At 65.9% G+C, this 16,211-nt stretch carries 20 protein-coding genes; 14 read left to right on the forward strand and 6 right to left on the reverse strand.

The window, feature by feature from the left end; all coding sequences use genetic code 11:
- The 7 genes from ABD211_RS08070 to ABD211_RS08100 form a co-directional block, all read left to right on the forward strand.
- The coding region (locus ABD211_RS08070) for a hypothetical protein (protein ID WP_344127892.1) at window positions 1-413 on the forward strand (413 nt) is incomplete at its 5' end.
- Window positions 410-835, forward strand: coding sequence for a roadblock/LC7 domain-containing protein (locus ABD211_RS08075; protein ID WP_344127894.1), 426 nt, complete (start codon window positions 410-412; stop codon window positions 833-835). The genes ABD211_RS08070 and ABD211_RS08075, both read left to right, overlap by 4 nt.
- The gene (locus ABD211_RS08080) at window positions 832-1,221 is read left to right on the forward strand and encodes a DUF742 domain-containing protein (protein ID WP_425560373.1); all 390 of its coding nucleotides are present in this window, start codon (window positions 832-834) and stop codon (window positions 1,219-1,221) included. Before ABD211_RS08075 ends, ABD211_RS08080 begins: the two co-directional genes overlap by 4 nt.
- Window positions 1,205-1,804 carry a GTP-binding protein gene (locus ABD211_RS08085; protein WP_344127896.1) on the forward strand — a complete coding sequence of 200 codons (600 nt, stop codon included), beginning with the start codon at window positions 1,205-1,207 and terminating at the stop codon, window positions 1,802-1,804. Before ABD211_RS08080 ends, ABD211_RS08085 begins: the two co-directional genes overlap by 17 nt.
- Window positions 1,805-1,900: 96 nt before the next feature.
- Complete coding sequence (locus tag ABD211_RS08090; RefSeq protein WP_344127898.1) at window positions 1,901-3,115, forward strand: hypothetical protein; 1,215 nt, start codon at window positions 1,901-1,903, stop codon at window positions 3,113-3,115.
- Window positions 3,116-3,268: 153 nt separating this feature from the next.
- Window positions 3,269-3,994 (forward strand): DsbA family protein, encoded by a 726-nt coding sequence (locus ABD211_RS08095; protein ID WP_344127900.1) that lies wholly within the window; start codon window positions 3,269-3,271, stop codon window positions 3,992-3,994.
- Window positions 3,994-4,614 carry a vitamin K epoxide reductase family protein gene (locus tag ABD211_RS08100; protein ID WP_344127902.1) on the forward strand — a complete coding sequence of 207 codons (621 nt, stop codon included), beginning with the start codon at window positions 3,994-3,996 and terminating at the stop codon, window positions 4,612-4,614. Before ABD211_RS08095 ends, ABD211_RS08100 begins: the two co-directional genes overlap by 1 nt.
- On the opposite strand, the gene ABD211_RS08105 is transcribed toward ABD211_RS08100, so the two are convergent.
- The 3 genes from ABD211_RS08105 to ABD211_RS08115 form a co-directional block, all read right to left on the reverse strand.
- Complete coding sequence (locus ABD211_RS08105; RefSeq protein ID WP_344127904.1) at window positions 4,607-4,780, reverse strand: hypothetical protein; 174 nt, start codon at window positions 4,778-4,780, stop codon at window positions 4,607-4,609. The genes ABD211_RS08100 and ABD211_RS08105 overlap by 8 nt on opposite strands.
- 158 nt (window positions 4,781-4,938) lie before the next feature.
- The gene (locus ABD211_RS08110; RefSeq protein WP_344127906.1) at window positions 4,939-5,163 is read right to left on the reverse strand and encodes a DUF397 domain-containing protein; all 225 of its coding nucleotides are present in this window, start codon (window positions 5,161-5,163) and stop codon (window positions 4,939-4,941) included.
- Window positions 5,164-6,012: a helix-turn-helix domain-containing protein gene (locus ABD211_RS08115; RefSeq protein ID WP_344127908.1), complete on the reverse strand. Its 849-nt coding sequence runs from the start codon at window positions 6,010-6,012 to the stop codon at window positions 5,164-5,166. It lies immediately after the preceding gene.
- A 73-nt stretch (window positions 6,013-6,085) separates the two neighbouring features.
- Between ABD211_RS08115 and ABD211_RS08120 the strand changes: the two genes are divergently transcribed.
- Window positions 6,086-6,658 carry a dihydrofolate reductase family protein gene (locus ABD211_RS08120; RefSeq protein ID WP_344127910.1) on the forward strand — a complete coding sequence of 191 codons (573 nt, stop codon included), beginning with the start codon at window positions 6,086-6,088 and terminating at the stop codon, window positions 6,656-6,658.
- A 182-nt stretch (window positions 6,659-6,840) separates the two neighbouring features.
- Here the strand turns inward: ABD211_RS08120 and ABD211_RS08125 are convergent, their stop codons facing one another.
- Together ABD211_RS08125 and ABD211_RS08130 are read right to left on the reverse strand one after the other, a co-directional pair.
- A complete protein-coding gene (locus tag ABD211_RS08125) occupies window positions 6,841-8,511 on the reverse strand; it encodes a SulP family inorganic anion transporter (protein WP_425560374.1) in 1,671 nt (556 codons plus the stop codon).
- A 26-nt stretch (window positions 8,512-8,537) separates the two neighbouring features.
- Window positions 8,538-8,894, reverse strand: coding sequence for an ArsR/SmtB family transcription factor (locus ABD211_RS08130; protein WP_344127914.1), 357 nt, complete (start codon window positions 8,892-8,894; stop codon window positions 8,538-8,540).
- A 487-nt stretch (window positions 8,895-9,381) separates the two neighbouring features.
- On the opposite strand from ABD211_RS08130, the gene ABD211_RS08135 reads away from it, so the two are divergent.
- The gene (locus tag ABD211_RS08135) at window positions 9,382-9,690 is read left to right on the forward strand and encodes a site-specific integrase (protein WP_344127916.1); all 309 of its coding nucleotides are present in this window, start codon (window positions 9,382-9,384) and stop codon (window positions 9,688-9,690) included.
- A gap of 9 nt (window positions 9,691-9,699) precedes the next feature.
- A complete protein-coding gene (locus ABD211_RS08140; RefSeq protein WP_344127918.1) occupies window positions 9,700-10,314 on the forward strand; it encodes a hypothetical protein in 615 nt (204 codons plus the stop codon).
- A 225-nt stretch (window positions 10,315-10,539) separates the two neighbouring features.
- On the opposite strand, the gene ABD211_RS08145 is transcribed toward ABD211_RS08140, so the two are convergent.
- Window positions 10,540-10,686: a hypothetical protein gene (locus ABD211_RS08145; protein ID WP_344127920.1), complete on the reverse strand. Its 147-nt coding sequence runs from the start codon at window positions 10,684-10,686 to the stop codon at window positions 10,540-10,542.
- Between the two features lie 57 nt (window positions 10,687-10,743).
- Between ABD211_RS08145 and ABD211_RS08150 the strand changes: the two genes are divergently transcribed.
- From ABD211_RS08150 to ABD211_RS08165, 4 genes are all read left to right on the forward strand, one after another.
- On the forward strand, window positions 10,744-11,631 hold the full coding sequence (locus ABD211_RS08150; RefSeq protein ID WP_344127922.1) for a hypothetical protein: 888 nt from the start codon (window positions 10,744-10,746) through the stop codon (window positions 11,629-11,631).
- 212 nt (window positions 11,632-11,843) lie between these two features.
- A complete protein-coding gene (locus tag ABD211_RS08155; protein WP_344127925.1) occupies window positions 11,844-13,085 on the forward strand; it encodes a DUF4297 domain-containing protein in 1,242 nt (413 codons plus the stop codon).
- Complete coding sequence (locus ABD211_RS08160) at window positions 13,082-13,690, forward strand: hypothetical protein (protein WP_344127927.1); 609 nt, start codon at window positions 13,082-13,084, stop codon at window positions 13,688-13,690. Before ABD211_RS08155 ends, ABD211_RS08160 begins: the two co-directional genes overlap by 4 nt.
- Entirely contained in the window at window positions 13,687-15,672 is a 1,986-nt protein-coding gene (locus ABD211_RS08165; protein WP_344127929.1) for an AAA family ATPase, read from the forward strand. Before ABD211_RS08160 ends, ABD211_RS08165 begins: the two co-directional genes overlap by 4 nt.
- Window positions 15,673-16,211 lie beyond the last annotated feature (539 nt).

Genomic DNA, 16,211 nt, shown 5'->3' on the forward strand with positions numbered 1-16,211 from the left:
CGCTGCCGGTGGCCGGCAGCGCCGCCACGGGCATGGCGTTCGTGCCGGCGCGGGTGCCGCACGTGGAGTTCGGCAACGTCGCGATCAACTACCCCGGCCTGCCCGTGGCCGGCGGACCGCCGGCGCAGGAGCCCGGCCCGGGCGCCGGCATGCTGCCGGCCACCGGCTCCCTGCCCACCCTGGGCACCACCGACATGACCCGCAACGGCCTGATGAAGCGGCCGCCCCGGGCCACAGCACCGGTCCGGTCGACGCAGCCGGAACCCGAGGTCTCGGCTACCGACGGCCGCAGCCCCGACGGCATCCGCAGCATGCTGACCGCCTTCCGCAGCGGCATGGACCGGGGCACCGCGCACCGCGACGAGGCGGACCGCGTTACGACGTCCGAGTACCCGTGGAGGAACCTGACGTGACCATCGACGTGGGCAACGACCTGCAGGAGTTCAACTGGCTCCTGAGCAACTTCGTCCGCAACGCGGACGGGGTCCGCGACGCCGTCGCGGTCTCCTCCGACGGGCTGCTGATCGCGACCTCGACGGGCCTCGACCGGGCCGGCGCCGACCAGCTCGCGGCCATCGTGTCGAGCCTGACCAGCGTGGGCCGCAGCGCGTCGCGCCGGTACGACTTCCAGGGCCTTAAACTGATCATGCTGGAGATGCGCCGGGGCTTCCTGCTCGTGTCCGCCATCGCCAACGGCAGCAGCCTGGGCGTGCTCGCGGACGAGCACTGCGACGTCGGCCTGGTCGGCTACGAGATGGGCGTACTCGTGGACAAGGCCGGGCCGCTGCTGACGCCGGCGCTCATCACCGCGTCGCGACAGTACCTACCGCAGTGAACGGCCCGGTCCGGCGGCCCGCGCCGCCCTCCGACGCGGGGTACCTCGACGAGGAGGACGGCGACGACGACGCGTTGATCCGGCCGTTCCTCGTGACCGGCGGGCGCACCCGCCCGCTGCAGGACGGGCTCCGGGTGGAGACGATGATCTCCGCCCGGCCGGCGGCGCTGTCCGCGCCGGTCCGGTTCGAGCTGCACGCCATCCTGAAGCTGTGCCAGTTCCCGCGCTCGATCGCGGAGGTCGCCGTCGCCGTCGGCGTGCCGCTCGGGGTCGCCAAGGTGCTCGTCGCCGACCTGCTCACCAGCGGGCTCGCCAACTGGGAGCAGCCCGACGAGATCTCCATCGCCATGCTCGAAAGGATCAGGGACCGTGTACGAGCGCTCTGACCAGGCGCCCTCGGTGAAAGCCGTGAAGATCATCGTGAGCGGCGGGTTCGGGGTGGGCAAGACGACGTTCGTCGGCGCCATCTCCGATATCGAGCCGCTGGCCACCGAGGCCGAGCTGACCGAGGTGTCGGTCGGCATCGACGACACCAGCGCGGTGGCCGCCAAGTCGACGACCACGGTCGCGCTCGACTTCGGCCGCATCCGCCTCGACGACAGCCTGGTCCTGTACCTGTTCGGCACCCCCGGCCAGGACCGCTTCGCCTTCCTCTGGGACGACCTCGTGGTCGGTGCGCTCGGCGCGGTCGTCATGGTCGACACCCGCCGCGTCATGGACAGCTTCGCCGCCCTCGACTACCTGGAGGACCACGGCATCCCGTTCCTGCTGGCCATCAACCGGTTCGACGGCGCGGCGCGCTTCGACACGGAGGAGATCCGCGAGGCGCTGCGGATCGGTGTGCAGGTGCCGATCCTCGAATTCGATGCCCGGGTACGCGATTCCGTGAAGCACATCCTGCTGACCCTCATCGAGCAGGTCCTCATCTTCCGCCTGGCCGGCACCCGCACCCCGGCACCCGCCTACTGACCTTCCCGTGGAAACCCGGTCGCGACCGTCCTGCAGCCGGCTTAGGGTGGCTACAACCACCTTCCGGCCTGGAGGATCGTCGCGGACACGGGCGTCTTGTACTACGACAAGCCGCACACACTCACGGGCGCGTTGCAGCACGGGCTTGGCCGCGGCGCCGACCGCGCGCTGCGCGATCCGGCCGCGCCTGACGCCGTACTCGCGTGTGTCCGGCGCGATTGGCGCTGGGACCGGATGGTCGACGAGCGTGCCGTCTATCTCGCCCGGCTGGTCCGTGACCTCTCGATGCCGGTGCCGCCGCTGGTCGACCTGCTGAACGACGTCACCGACGACGATCCTGACAACGGGTTCGAGAACACGCTGGACGTGTTGGAGGTGCTGGGCCGGGCGGGGGACGAGCACGCGATCGACGGCCTGCGCCGGTATGTCCGCGAGGGCCCGCACTGGCTGGACGTGTTGCACACGATCGCCCGTGACTGGCCCCGCGACCTGTGGGACGACCTGTTGCCCGTGGCGCACTCCCGGCTTACTCCCGACGACGATGGGCCGCTCTGGCGGGGTCGGCCCTGGGTCGACTGGGCGGTTGTGGACGAGACCATTGCGGCCCGGGCTGCGGCGTTCAGGCCACTTCCACGTCCGGAGCGCCCCTTCCGGGAGCGGCCGATCGAGGACGTGTTCGCCCTGATGGCCGATGGTGATGCCGATCGTCGGCGGGCGGCGTTGTTCGAACTGAACCGGCGCGGCCCGCAGCCCGGTCTGCTGGCGGTCGTGGACGCTCTGCCGATGAGGGAACTGGGCGGGTCGCTCGGCTTGGCCGTCGAGCGGCTCGGTGCGCTCGCCGTTCCTCACCTACGCGCCTGGGCCGCGTCACCGGATCATCCGCTGATCTGGACGGCGTACCGCGTCCTTGCCGAGCACGGCGATGACTCGGATCTGGAGACGCTGCTCGCCGGCTGGGACTGGCTGCGAGGTCGCGACGGCACGCTGTGCGGATTCCAGAACTTCGCCGATGGGATTGCCCGGATCGGCGGCCCGGCCGCTCTGGCGGCGGTGCCCCGGCTGTGGCGCGCGTGGTTCTGGCCCCATACCTACGAACGCGTCGCGTTCCTGCGCGCGATCACCGCACTTGACCCCGATTTAGCGACAAAGCTGCACGTCGAGGGCCTGTGGGACTGTGAGTCCAGGGTCAGGCAGCTAGCGGCCGCCCACGTACGCTTCGATGACGGCACCCGCGAACGCTTGGTCCACCTCCGCGACGACCCCATGGAGACCCCTGAGGTACGCGCGACCGCGGCCAGCCGCCTCGGCTGAACACCCGGAAGATCGCCCCGAGGTCAGGTGCTCGGGCAAGTCTGCCATTTGGTCCGATTCGCCGGGTTAGGCTGGTGTTGTAGTCGATCAATGGCGTCGCCGGCCGGGAAGTGGGTAAACCGGGTGGGCAAGAAACCTGCGGAATCCGCCGAGATGCGAAAGGGCAAGGCTGCCATCGCCGGAGCGAGGAGTCCGGCCCGGTGGCCGCTCATCGTCGGCGGCGTGGTGATCGTGGGGCTCCTGGTCGCCATCGTGGCCACGCTCGTCGTGTCGGCGAACAAGGAGAAGCCGGAGCCGATCTCGACGTCCGGGCCGATGGTGGTGCCCACGGGCGCGACGACCGGCGGGGCGCTGGTGTCGGGCAAGGCCGACGCCCCGGTGCGCCTCGAGGTGTACCTGGACTACATGTGCCCGTACTGCGGTCAGTTCGAGCGGGCCAACGGCGAGGAGATCGCCCGCCTCGTCGGCGCCGGAACGGTCCGGCTGGAGACGTACCCCCTGGCGTTCCTCGACGAGGCGTCGTCGGGGACGCAGTACTCCACCAGGGCCGCGAACGCGGCCGCGACGGTGAGCGACCGGGCCGCGGACAAGTTCATCGCCTTCAACAACAGCCTGTTCGCCCACCAGCCCGCCGAGGGCGGCGAAGGGCTGACCGACGACGCGATCGCGTCGCTGGCCCGCGACGCCGGCGTGCCGGCCGAGGTCACCGACGCCTTCGGCGACCGGACCTTTGTGCCGTGGGTCGCGGACAGCACGAAGAAGGCGTTCGCGGGCGGCCTGCAGGGCACGCCGACGGTGAAGATCGACGGCGTGCAGTTCACGGGCGACCTCTACAAGGCCGGCCCGCTCACCGAGGCGATCAACCAGGCCGCGAAGTAATGTCCGCCCCGCTGGGCGCGCTGCGCCGGTTGCGCCACGCCAACGCGTGGATCTTCGGAACCATGCTCTTCTCGGCGTGCCTGAGCCTGATCGCGTCCCTGGTGCTGTCCATCGACGCCGTCCGGCTGGCCGAGAACCCCCGGCTGGCCCTCTCCTGCAACATCAACACGGTCATCAACTGCGGCACGGTGGCGCTGTCCTGGCAGGCGCAGCTGTTCGGCTTCCCGAACGCGTTCCTCGGCCTGATGGCCGAGCCGGTCGTGATCACCATCGCGGTGGCGAGCCTCGGCGGGACGCGGTTCCCGCGCTGGTTCATGTGCGCCGCGCAGGTCGTCTACACCCTCGGCGTCATCTTCGCGTACTGGCTGTTCTACCAGTCGTTCTTCAACATCGGCGCGTTGTGCCCGTGGTGCCTGCTGATTACGGTCTCCACCACGCTGGTGTTCGCGACGCTGACCCACGTCAACATCCGCGACGACAACCTCTACCTGCCCCGACGGGTCCAGGCACCGTTGGCGCGCTGGATCGCCGCCGACCTCGACGTCATCGTCGTGACGATCTGGCTGCTGGCGTTGATCCTCGCGGTGGTGACCAGGTACGGCGACCGCCTGGTCAGCTGAGGTCGAGGTCCAACCGCTCGCCGGCACAGACCAGTTGCGTACGGGCGAAGTGGAAGTCCTCGCAGCGGCTCCGCCGGCAGACCGGACAGGTGCCGGTCACGGGGTCGTCGGCGTGGACGCGGAGCATGCGGCGGTAGTGGTCCGCGAGTTCGGGTGTCAGCGGCACGGGGACGAAACTGAACGGCCCGCTAGACAAGCCGTTCCCCGACGGTGGCGCTCAAGCCGACCAGTTCACCGCGCACATGTGCGAGTTTGGCAGTGTGCCGGCAAGAGCACAACGGAAACGCGTGTGTTCGACATGCGCCGACCCGGCGGCGGACAGCGTCAGCCGCGGTCGAACTCGCCGGCCTTCACCGCGGCGATGAAAGCGCCCCAACTGCCGGTGGAGAAGATCAGCTCGCCGGCGTCGGGACGCTTCGAGTCGCGGACCCCGACAAGGGCGTGACCTGCGGCGGACGCCACCTCGACGCAGTCGCCCTGGTTGCCGCTTCTCGTGCTCTTGCGCCAGTCGATGAAGAGGGCGGACGAGCCGGACGGATCGGCATTCATCTATGTCATCCTCTCCTGGATCAGGGCGATCGAGTCCTCGGGTCCGAGGGCGGCAGTCAGCAGGCGATCCCGCATGACCCTATAACGGGCGACGTCCTCTTCGTCCCCAAGTTGCAGTTCCGACGTCTCCGTTTCCACACATACGACGTCAGGGTCGTTGGGGTCCCGAAACCTGTAGAGCGAAAACCCGGTGAGCGCCGCCGCGTGATGCGGCAGCTCGGCGCCGAACGGCAACACCCGCACCGTGACGTTGGGCCAACCGGCCGCCGCGACCAGATGCTCAAGCTGGCCCCGCCACACGTCGGCGGGGGCCGTCACCCGCCGCAGCAGAGCCTCATCGAGTACGACGGTGAAGTTGACGGCCTCGTCGGCGGAGAGGATGCGTTGCCGCGCCTGCCGTCCGGCGACCGCGTCGTTGGTGTCGAACTGGGCCGTCGCCTCGCGGTCGGCGAACCGGACCCGGGCGTAGGCCTCCGTCTGCAGCAGACCCGGCACGAAAGCCAGGCTGTACTGCCAGATCTCGCGTGCGCCCGCCTCCAGCTCGGCGTACCCGGCCTGCCGTTGCGGCATCTCGGCGTACGCCTTCCACCAGCCGCGCTGGTTGGCCTGCCGGGCGAGCGTGATCAGGCGCTGCTCCTGCGCCGGCTCGACGCCCAGCGCCTCCAGCAGGTCCATGACGTCGGCGACGTCCGGGCGGACCTTGGCGTTCTCCAGGCGGCTGAGCTTCGTGTGGCTCCACCCGAGCTCGGCCGCGAGCGCCTGGAGCTTGAGGCCCTTGGCCTCCCGCAGGTCGCGCAGCTCCTCACCGAGGCGGCGCCGCCGGAAGAGCGGTGAATGGCCGACAGGCATGCCGGCAGCTTAGTGCCCATTGTGTTTTCATCAGGTCGATGTAGCACCAATCAAACTCATAAGGAGCACGGTCATGCGCACGCTCATCTCCACCGCCTTCGTATCGGTCGACGGCATGCTCGATCCCACCGGCGGTGACGAGGGGCTCCACAACACCGCGTGGACGTTCAAGTCCGTGGACTTCCTGCCCGAGGCGTACGAGCTCAAGGGGCGCGAGATGCACGAGGCCGGCGCCCTACTGCTCGGCCGGACCAGCTACCAGCTCTTCGCTCCGGTGTGGCCGGACATGGAGGAGTTCACCGAGTACAAGGACATCCCCAAGTACGTCGTCTCGACGACGCTCACCGACGACGACCTCGTCACCAACTGGGGTCCGAACTCGATCCTCCGCTCGCTCGACGACGTCGCGGCCCTCAAGGAGACCGACGGCGGCCCCCTGCTCGTGCACGGCAGCGCAACCCTCAACCGGGCGCTCGACGAGGCCGGGCTCATCGACCGCTACCACCTGCTCGTGTTCCCGATCCTGCTGGGCGCGGGCAAGCCGCTGTTCAGCCACGGCGACCAGGCCGGCAAGAGCCTGAAGCTGGTCGACCACGAGGTGTACGCCAACGGCATCCAGAAGAACGTCTTCGACGTCGTCCGATGACGCGGGGCGCCGGGCTGGTCTGGTCTGGTCGACCAGCCCGGCCCGGAAGGCGGCGATCGCGACCCGGCGGGTTGGTTACCCAGCTCCGTGCGGCCGCTCGTCGGTCGTGTCCCGACGGTGGCGTGATGGCCGTGCGAACCTACGGCGGCCTTTCGTCTGCTTGCCGTGTCCTCCTGCAGTACTCAGATGGGTTCGGTGGCGAGGTTAGGGCGTTGTGGCAGCACCCTGTGATTGTGCAGCAGGGCGCGGGCAGCCGTGATCGCCTCATCGGTGTGTTCGAACACGCGGTTGCACTGGCGGAGCCTGTCTAGGACGCCGATCGCTTCCAGCGCCTTGGTGTGTCCGGTTCGTACGCCGGAAAGGTAGACAGTGATGCCTCGACGCTCCAGACGTTCGATCGCGTCGCGCAGCACGACAGCTCCGCTGCCGTCTACGGTAGAGATGCGTGACATTCGCAAGATTATGACTCGGACGTCGGAGACCTCCGAAAGCTCGAGGAGGAAACGGTGCGCGGCGGCGAAGAACAGCGGCCCGTCGAACCGGTAGGCCACGATGTGTTCGCGTAGCAACGCGGCTTCCTCCGCGTGATGGTCGGACAGGTCCAGTGGCACCTGTTCGAGCGTGGCCGCTCGAGCGATCTTGCTTACGGCCAGGAACGCAGCCAGCACCACGCCGATACCGACGGCGGTCACCAGGTCGAACGCCAGGGTCGCGAGTGCGGTGAACCCCATGACGACGGCGTCGGAGCGGGTCGATCGGGCCAGTGCCAGCAGGGAGGACACCTCGACCATACGAATCGCGGTCGCCAGTAGGACTCCGGCGAGGGCTGCCAGGGGTACGTGGGCGACCAGTGGGGCGGCGGCCAGCATTACGGCCGCAAGTACGACCGCGTGGGTCAGCGCGGCCAACCGGGAGCCCGCACCGGTGCGCACATTGACCGCGGTGCGGGCGATCGCCGCAGTTGCCGGAACTCCGCCGAACAGCGGCGTGACCAGGTTTGCCACGCCTTGACCGAACAGTTCCCGGTCCGGGTCGTGACGCTGGCCGACCGTCATCGCATCCGCGACGGTCGCAGAGAGCAGGCTCTCCAGCGCGGCCAGGGCGGCAACTGCCAATGCGGAGGGGAGGAGTAACGGGATCGCGCTCGGATGCAGGAAGGCCAGGCTCGGCGCGGCCAGTGTCTTCGGCAAGGTTCCGATCTGGGCCACGTTGAGCCCGGCGACAACGGCCAGCGCCGTAGCGGCGGCCACCGCGAGTAAGGAGAACGGAACGCCGGGCTTCCAACGCACGCCGGCCAGCATCACCACCGCCACCCCCGCGGCGAGTGCGAGCGAAGGCCAGTGCGGGGTAGCGACAAAGTCGATCATGGCGTGCCAGGCAACCACGGCTACCTTGTCCCCATGCACCGCGGCCACGCCGAGTGCGGCGGGAACCTGCTGCAGGAAGATGACCATGGCGATGCCGATAGTGAATCCCTCCACCACCGGAGCGGGAACATACTGCACGAACCGGCCGGCCCGCGCCACGGCCAGGCCGATCAGCACAACCCCGGCGATCAGCCCCACGGTCAGCACCCCAGCGGCGCCGAACTGGCCGACGATGGGCACAAGCACCACTGTCATCGCCCCCGTCGGGCCCGACACCTGCAGGTTGGATCCGCCCAAGATCGCGGCGAGGGCTCCCGCGACGATCGCCGTCGCCAGGCCCGCAGCCGCCCCCAGCCCCGATGAGACGCCGAACCCCAGCGCGAGTGGCAGTGCCACGATCGCCACCGTCAACCCCGCAAGCACATCGCGTCGCGGCTGACGACGAACCGCAGTCCAGTCGGCAAGCGTGGGCAGCAGCGCGGCCACCCGTCGACCGGTCCCCGCCACAACGGTCATCGGCCCGCCGCCACGGCGTCCTCGTCGTCGGCATCGCGCAGGGCTTCCAGCAGGTGCGCCTGCGACGCGATCATCTCGGTCAGGAACCGGCGGGCCGCCCGCATCACATCGGCGACATCCGGGCCGGCCAGCGCGTACATGACCGCCGCCCCCTCCCGGTAGGTCGTCACGATCCCGGCCCGACGCAGCACCGCTAGCTGCTGCGACAGACTCGACGCCTCCACCTCGACATCAGCCAGCAGATCGCGGACCGCCTTCGGCCCATCCCCGAGCAGTTCCAACACTCGGATCCGCACCGGATGCCCCAGCGTGCGGAAGAACTCCGCCTTGCGCTGATACAGCGGAACCGACACGACGACTCCGATCCACAGACCATAAACAATCCAGCAATTGAACATCTCTTCAATTGCAAAGTCACTAGTCGGCTCCTGAGTGTGACCTGCATCATCGGGGACGTCGTGTCGCCACTCGCGATGCCGTCGCTGGCGTTGGTCATCCGCTCGCCGGTAGTTAAGTCGGACCAACGTCAGGCGGCAGAGGTGCGGTGGGTCTTGCGTCCGTCAATGTCGAGCCAACTGACGTGCGAGCCCTGACGACACGCTGGTGTACGGGACGGGAGGCGGACGTCATGTCGGCGGACGGAACGCACGTTCGCGTGGCTCCGGCCGAGACCGTGGCGGAGCACTGGCATCGCTGGGGGTGGGGTCATCAACCACCTGAAACCTTGCCGATAGTCAGCCCAATCGAGAAGGGGACGGCGGCGACTNCCGCCCGGTGCCCATCCCGCCGGAGTTCGTGGCGGTCCTGCGCGAGCACAGAGCCCGCTGTGGCGTCGCCCCGATGGCCGGATCTTCCAGAGTGAGCGGCGGCAATGTCGCGGCCGCCTCGACGTACTCGCGGGTGTGGGAGGCGGCCCGGCAGATCGGCCTGACACCGCGTCAGGTCGCATCACCGGTGGCGGGCCGCCCGTATGACTTACGGCACGCGGCCATGTCGTTGTGGCTCAACGCCGGTGTTCCGGCAACCGGGGTCGCCGAACGTGCCGGGCACTCCGTGGATGTCCTGCTGAAGGTCTACGCCAGTTGTATCGACGGCCAGGAGGCGACGGTCAACCGCCGTATCGAGGATGCCCTCGGTGGATGGTGTTGAATGCCGGCCATGTCATTGATCATCGGTCCGGCGTTCACCATCCCCGGGTATCTGACCACGGCCCCACCCGACTACCTGACCGAGTGCGAGGCGACGGTGTACGCCGCGGACGGTGTGATGGGTCACCCGGCCTTCTGGTCGTGCTACCTGAGCGGGCCAATTAACGCGGATCCGGAGTCGGAGGCTGCCTTCGAGGTCAGTACGGCCGAACGCGACGCGATGTGGGCGTTCTTACTCGACCAGGACCGGTGGCCGGCCGTATCAGTGCGACTCGATGAGGACGCGTGGCTGCGGATCGTGTTCCGCAATCTCGAGGGGGATGGGGCACTCAATTTTGTGGAGGAACGCCCGGGCCATCCAACGAAGGTCTTTGATCCGTACCGGGACGCCGGCTGCTCCACGTTGACCTGGGCGGACCTGATCGTCCTGGCGAACCTGCCGGACGACCGGCTGACCTGGGCACAGCGCCTCATCCTCATGCTGCCGATGCTGGAACCGCAGGAACTGCCCGCCGAGGCCGGAGAGGTCCTGGACAGGGCGCTGGGAGAAATCGGCGCCACGAACCGGCCGCCCGTGGTGGCGACCCTGCTCGACTTGCTCGGCTGGCGTGGCCACGAGCGATGAGACGCAGGGGTGACGGTCGCATCGTTCAGTCCGGATCTTGGGCTGCGCAAGGGGCATGACATCGGCGGACAGTTCCAAGATCAGTCCGTAAATAGTCCGTGGACGGCGACAAACGGCGGCAGCGGGCGGCACACGGTTGCATACGGTGACGATCGACGACGAGTTATCTTCGCTGGTCAGCAGCCATTTCGCCTGGCTCTGAGGGTGCGCTTGGCGGAGCAGTTTTCAAACGGACAATTCGCCCAGATGCTCAAACGGATCATGGATGCCGTTGGCAAAGGCCGGCCAGCCAAGATCAAGAATACGGGAGCGTGTCGCTGTGGTTGCGGCGCTCTGGTTTCGCCGCCGCGCCACTTTGTTGACCAGCGGCACTATTCAGCATGGTTGCGGCACAATTGGCCACCCTCATCAGCGGCGTAAGGTCCATGCATGAGTAGCAACGAGGACAGTCGAACTGCTGCAATGGCCGTCAAGACCTTCGCTGTGCCACCGGATGACCCTGCTTGGCAGCAGAGTCACACCAGGGAGGCAGTCCTCGATACGGCGCTGGAATGGCAGAAGCGCGGCGTACTCGCCTCGTTCGTTGAGGTCAAGGCAACTAGCATGTTCGGTGTCGGCAAGAACCTGGCACACGAACTGGTCGGCTGTGTGGCTGCGGCCGGTGAGCAACTGGGCTTGGCGTGGACCAGCGAGCAGGATTCAGAGAGGTGGCGCGGCTCGTCGGCGTCAGGACGGGATATGACGATGCGTGCGCTCGCCGACATCAGGGCGCACTTCAGTCTTGGTGCTGCTCATGGGATGGCAAACGCGACGTTGCGGACCCTCCTCCTCTCCAAGATCCCGGGCGACGCGGTAGTGGCTGCCGATAAGTCGAAGCAGATCAAGAGGAATCCTGCGTTCTCAAGCGACAGAGCGGCATGGCCGACGTTCAATGCACGACTCGTGACGGCACTTGAAGCTGGCGTTAGCGCAAGCGGCCAACAATCGGTCGCCGATCTCGTGAAGTGCCTCCGCGACCTGCGTGACGATTCTCGATTTCAAGCACTGGAAGACCGTCGCGGCATGGACTACCACCGGTGGCGACCGCAGAGCTTGCCGGCTGGGCGAGGCGTTCCGCAGAGCACCCTGTGGACCGTTGCTGTCGACACGGCGAGCATCGGCATCGGCGGCGACTACCCCGCTGATCCGCTAGCTGACGCCGAGATCGTCTCAGGTGTTGCGACCGACGGCATGGACGCTGTAGCCGAGGCGATGCAGCGCTGGCTCGATGAGTGGCCAGCTGCGCTCAAGGGATTGGGTGCCGATCTATTCGGCTGATCGGAGCCGGCAGCTGTCAGATCACCTGCATGGAAGCGATCCTGTGCCCCTTCGGCCGACATGAGATCGGCCAGGGGGCGAAATCGACACGTTGGGGTCGCCTCGAGCTGATCGGGGCCGCTACGATCAGCGAACTGCTCGTCGCATGTCGAACACGGGGTGTTATCTAGGCTTGCATGTTGGTGCCGCGTGCTGGACGGGGGTTCGAATCGTTGACCGATACGGTGCAAGACGAACCCGCATTTCAACTGCTGGCGAAGGTCGCCGACCTCGAGAGCGACCCGACAGGGCTAGATACGTTCGCTCGGTACGTCTGGCAAGCCAAGCAGGTGGTCCGGCAGTGGCTGACGTGCCTATCGGGGCATGATGGTCCGCTATTCGTGGTGTGCGAACAGGGTGACGACCTTGCGCTGGTTTATGCGGAAAAAATTCGTTTTGTGCAGTTGAAGACCCGTGACCGAGGGTCATGGAGTGTTGCAGCGATGTGCGCTCGCGGTCTGGATGCTGTAGTGCGGTGTTACCAGGCTGCTCGGAAGGCGAACCTGCACGAGATTAGCGCGTTCGAGTTGTGGGTCGAAGGTCCCATCGCCGATAAGACTGACACAGTCGATTTCGTCAAGGATCCCACCTCGGCGGCGAAGGATGTGCGCTCGAAACTCGTAGCGAGTGGGCTTACCCGTTCATGGGCCGACGACTTCCTTCGTCGCCTCGTGATCCGGCCGGATCAGCCGACTCGGCCGCATGTCGACGCTAAGGCGATGTGGGAGCTTAGCGCCCTGTGGCCGGCGCTTTCCCACCCGGAGGTCGAATACCTTTACGAAAGGTTGTTGCAGGTAGCGACGGCCGCACAGACCGGAGGGTCTGGCCAACCGGCTACGATTCAAGCGCATCTCGCCGCTGCCTGGTCGTATGTAGACCAAGACCTCCCAGGCCCAGATGAGCCAGGCGGAACGGCGATCGCTGCCATCCGGGATCAAATACTTAGTCGCAGCATGCTGATTGGCTTGACGCCTCCACTGCCTGGTGAGTCCCGGGAGCAACTGTTAGCCCGCATGTCGGCCGGCTCCACTGCATCGTTAATGGAGCTGAAGATGCTGGCAGCAGGTGCCAACAGGCAGCTCATCGAGCAAGTCCAAGAGATGCGCGCCGACATGGAGGTTGAGCGACAGTTGCTGTTGGCCGGTCGCGACACCGCCGAAGCGGACTTGGAACGGCTGGCGGGTCGGGTCCTGAGCATGGCCGAAGCTACTGCCACCAAGGTTCGGCTTACGTCAGTAAGTAATCCGGCCGCTGCGAGCCGTCCAGCCGAATCTATCGCCGCTGATCTATTGTCTAGACCGGCTGACCTGGCGCATTGTGATCGCCACCCGCTTTTCGACCGCGATGAGCGTCTGATCTTTGGCTATCTGGGTCATCTGACAGACCTGTGCCGGTTTACATGGCGGAGCTCATGACGAGCAATGACGACATCCCCTCGAACCCCGAGGCCGAGGCGGGCGTACCTGCTGGCGCGCGTCGACCCGCGGCCGTTGAGCGGTTTCGCCCGTCGCGTGAGGCCGAAGCGCGGCTCCTTCTCCTCATTGATGCCTTCAGCCGTACCGGTAAGGACCAGGTTCGTTACCTCCAGGGCCGAGTGAAGCTAGCCAAGCTGGACTTCCTATTGCGTTATCCGCGGCACCTTCGTCGAGTACTGCTCGCCCACGGGGCGACGTCGCAGCAGGTCGACAACATTGATCCAGGGGATGCCCCGCTGGATGCTCGGATGATGCGTTACCGCTACGGCCCGTGGGATCCGTCCTACTACGCGGTGCTTGGCTCACTCATTGGCCGGGGCCTAGTGGAGGTTACGCCGCTGCCAGGAACGGGCTTCGGATATCGCACCTCTGCAATCGGCGCCCAGCTCGCCTCAGAACTTCTTGCTGACGAAAGCTTCCATCACATCCACGATCGCCTGAAGCTTCTACGCCGCTATCTCGACAAATCAGGAACCACCCTGAAGAACTACCTCTACGAGCTACCTGAAATCGCCGACGCCACCTGGCACGAGGACCTAAAGTGAGCCAGCCGACCCTCCCCCCGTCAGAGCACCAAGATGCCACTCTGCCAGTGGCTCACCCACACCGGCTAGAACTACTCAAAGTCGATCTAGTTGGCGGTGGACGCAAGGTCGACTTCCGTCCTGGCCTCAACATCATCCTTGGCGATATTACTACTGGCAAGACCACGTTGGTCCGCCTAATCAGAGCGATGCTCGGCACCATGCCGGATGGACTGCCACCAGAAGTGGACTACGTCACGGCTATTCGCGGCCGGGTGATCCTGGGCACTCGAGCTTGGCAGATTTATCGCCCTCGGACCACTACCAGCGACGCCCTCGTGGAGATCAGCGAAGAGGACTCTGATCCAGGCCGCGAAGTCTTTTCGATCCGTCTACCCGTCGCCAGGTCGGACCGCACATACAGCACATTTCTCCTCGACCAACTCCAGATGCCAGTGGTTAACGTGCCGCAGGCGCGCGGGGAGCCGACCGGAACGCTGACGCCGGTGACGATGACTGACTGGCTCGGCTACTGCGTTATTACTGGTGATGAGCTTGATACTCAGGTCTTTGGCCACTTAAGAACGTATCGCAATATCAAGCGACGCTGGATCTTTGAGCTTGCATACGGCTACTACGAGCCAGAACTGGCGCTGCTCAACGCCGGGCTACGAAGCGTAGAGTTGCAACTGGCATCTCTAGACCACGACGCAGCGGTTCGTGCGAAGTTCCTTGCGGAGACTCCTTTCGCCAACCCAGAAGCCCTGGAGCTTCAGCTAGCCGAGTACTCCACGGAACTCGAAAGCGTCATGGCGCAAAGACGTCAACTGGGTGGTACTGCCGGAGAAGTGCCCGGTGTGCGGGAACTTCGTCAGACGTTGTTGGCCACCCGAACGCGTCGCGCAGATATCGCCGACCAACTCGTTCGGTTGGAGGCGCAGATCGCAGATCTATCTGACCTCCGCCGTCAGCTTTCTAGCCAGTCGGCTCGGCTCACTCGCGCCATTGTCGCAGATGAGTGGCTAGTGGACTTCGACTTCATCGTCTGTCCCCGTTGTGGTAACGACATCAACCCGGGGCGGACCGATCCGCATCTGTGCTACCTGTGTTTGCAGGAGCCTCGACCGGCAGCGTCGCAGGCACAGTTACTGGCTGAGCAAGACCGCATTTCAAGCCAGATCCGCGAAACTGACGAAGTGAGCAACAGCCGAAGCGCGGCTGCAGAGCAGCTCCGTCGAGACGCTGCACGCCTCGACCAGCTTGTGGATGAGCTGGCTGCCGACCTTGACCAGCGAACTGAGGCATTCGTCTCCGAACGTGCAACGCAGATTGAGTACCTTGCCGCCCAGCAGGCGCGTCTTGAGGTCGAGATCAAACGGCTCCACGAGTATGCCGGTTTACTCCGGCGCCATCAAGAACACCTCGATGGCCGCGAGACTCTCGAAGCAAAGCGGGAAGAACTCACAACCCGAATCAATAGCCGCGAACTATCGCAGCTTGATGCTGACGAGAACGTTGTCGCCCTTGAACGACGGATGCTCGAATATCTTGAGGAGCTACATATTCCTAACCTCGGTCAAGAGCTCACCGTAAAAATCAACCGAAAGACCTACCTGCCCGAGGTTTCCGGGCGCACCTTCGATGAATTGTCTAGCCAGGGCCTCAAGACGCTAGTCAACATCGCACACGCCCTTGCTCATCACACCGTGGCGATAGACCGCAACTTACCAATGCCAGGTCTACTGATACTTGATGGATTGTCGGCCAACAGTGGCCATGAAGGTTTCGATCTCGACCGGGTTCGCGACGTCTACAGACTTCTCAGACGGGTCACCCAGGAAGAGCGGTACCGGGACGCGCTACAGGTGATTGCCGTCGACAACGAACTTGCCCGTCATATCCTGCTTGAGTTCGCAGACCTGGTGGTGCTCACTTTGACGCAGGATGATCGGTTGATCCGTATTCCTAAGGCGGCGGACGGAGCTGCGGCCCAGGGCGCCTAGGGTTGATCGTGTGAGTCGGGCAGTCGTTGGCTCGGAACAGCCGTCGTGTGCAGCGTCGTGACCCTTACCAACACCCACCGCGCCTTGACCGCCGTCTCGTCCACGCGCAGCTGCACGCCGTATAGATGCCGCCAGACGCCGTCACGCTCGACTTGCGTCTCGCCAACGTACGTCACGCGCAGTAGCAGTGGACCGCGGCCGGTGCGGTAGTCCTCAGGCCGTACATGTATGACGTCGCCAAGGGACGCTGGGCCGAACCGCTGCAGGTCGGCGAACGGGCTGAAGATCGGATTCATGAGGCCAGGTCGCGGTCGTTGTCCTGGAGCACGCGACGAGGCCTGGGCAGTTCCTGGGATGGGTACGTATCGTCGGCCTGGTCATCCACTTGGAACACGAACCTGAGTGACGCAGCATCGGCCGGGTCGACGACGGGTTCATACAAGTCCCCGGCGCAGACGAGCTGCACCCAGGCGAATTGAGCGTCCTGACACCTCGGCACTCGGCAGACGGGGCAGCGGTCCGCGCCGGGTTCGCCCGTG

Origin of the sequence: Luedemannella flava (assembly GCF_039528515.1) — a bacterium.
Taxonomy (GTDB): domain Bacteria; phylum Actinomycetota; class Actinomycetes; order Mycobacteriales; family Micromonosporaceae; genus Luedemannella; species Luedemannella flava.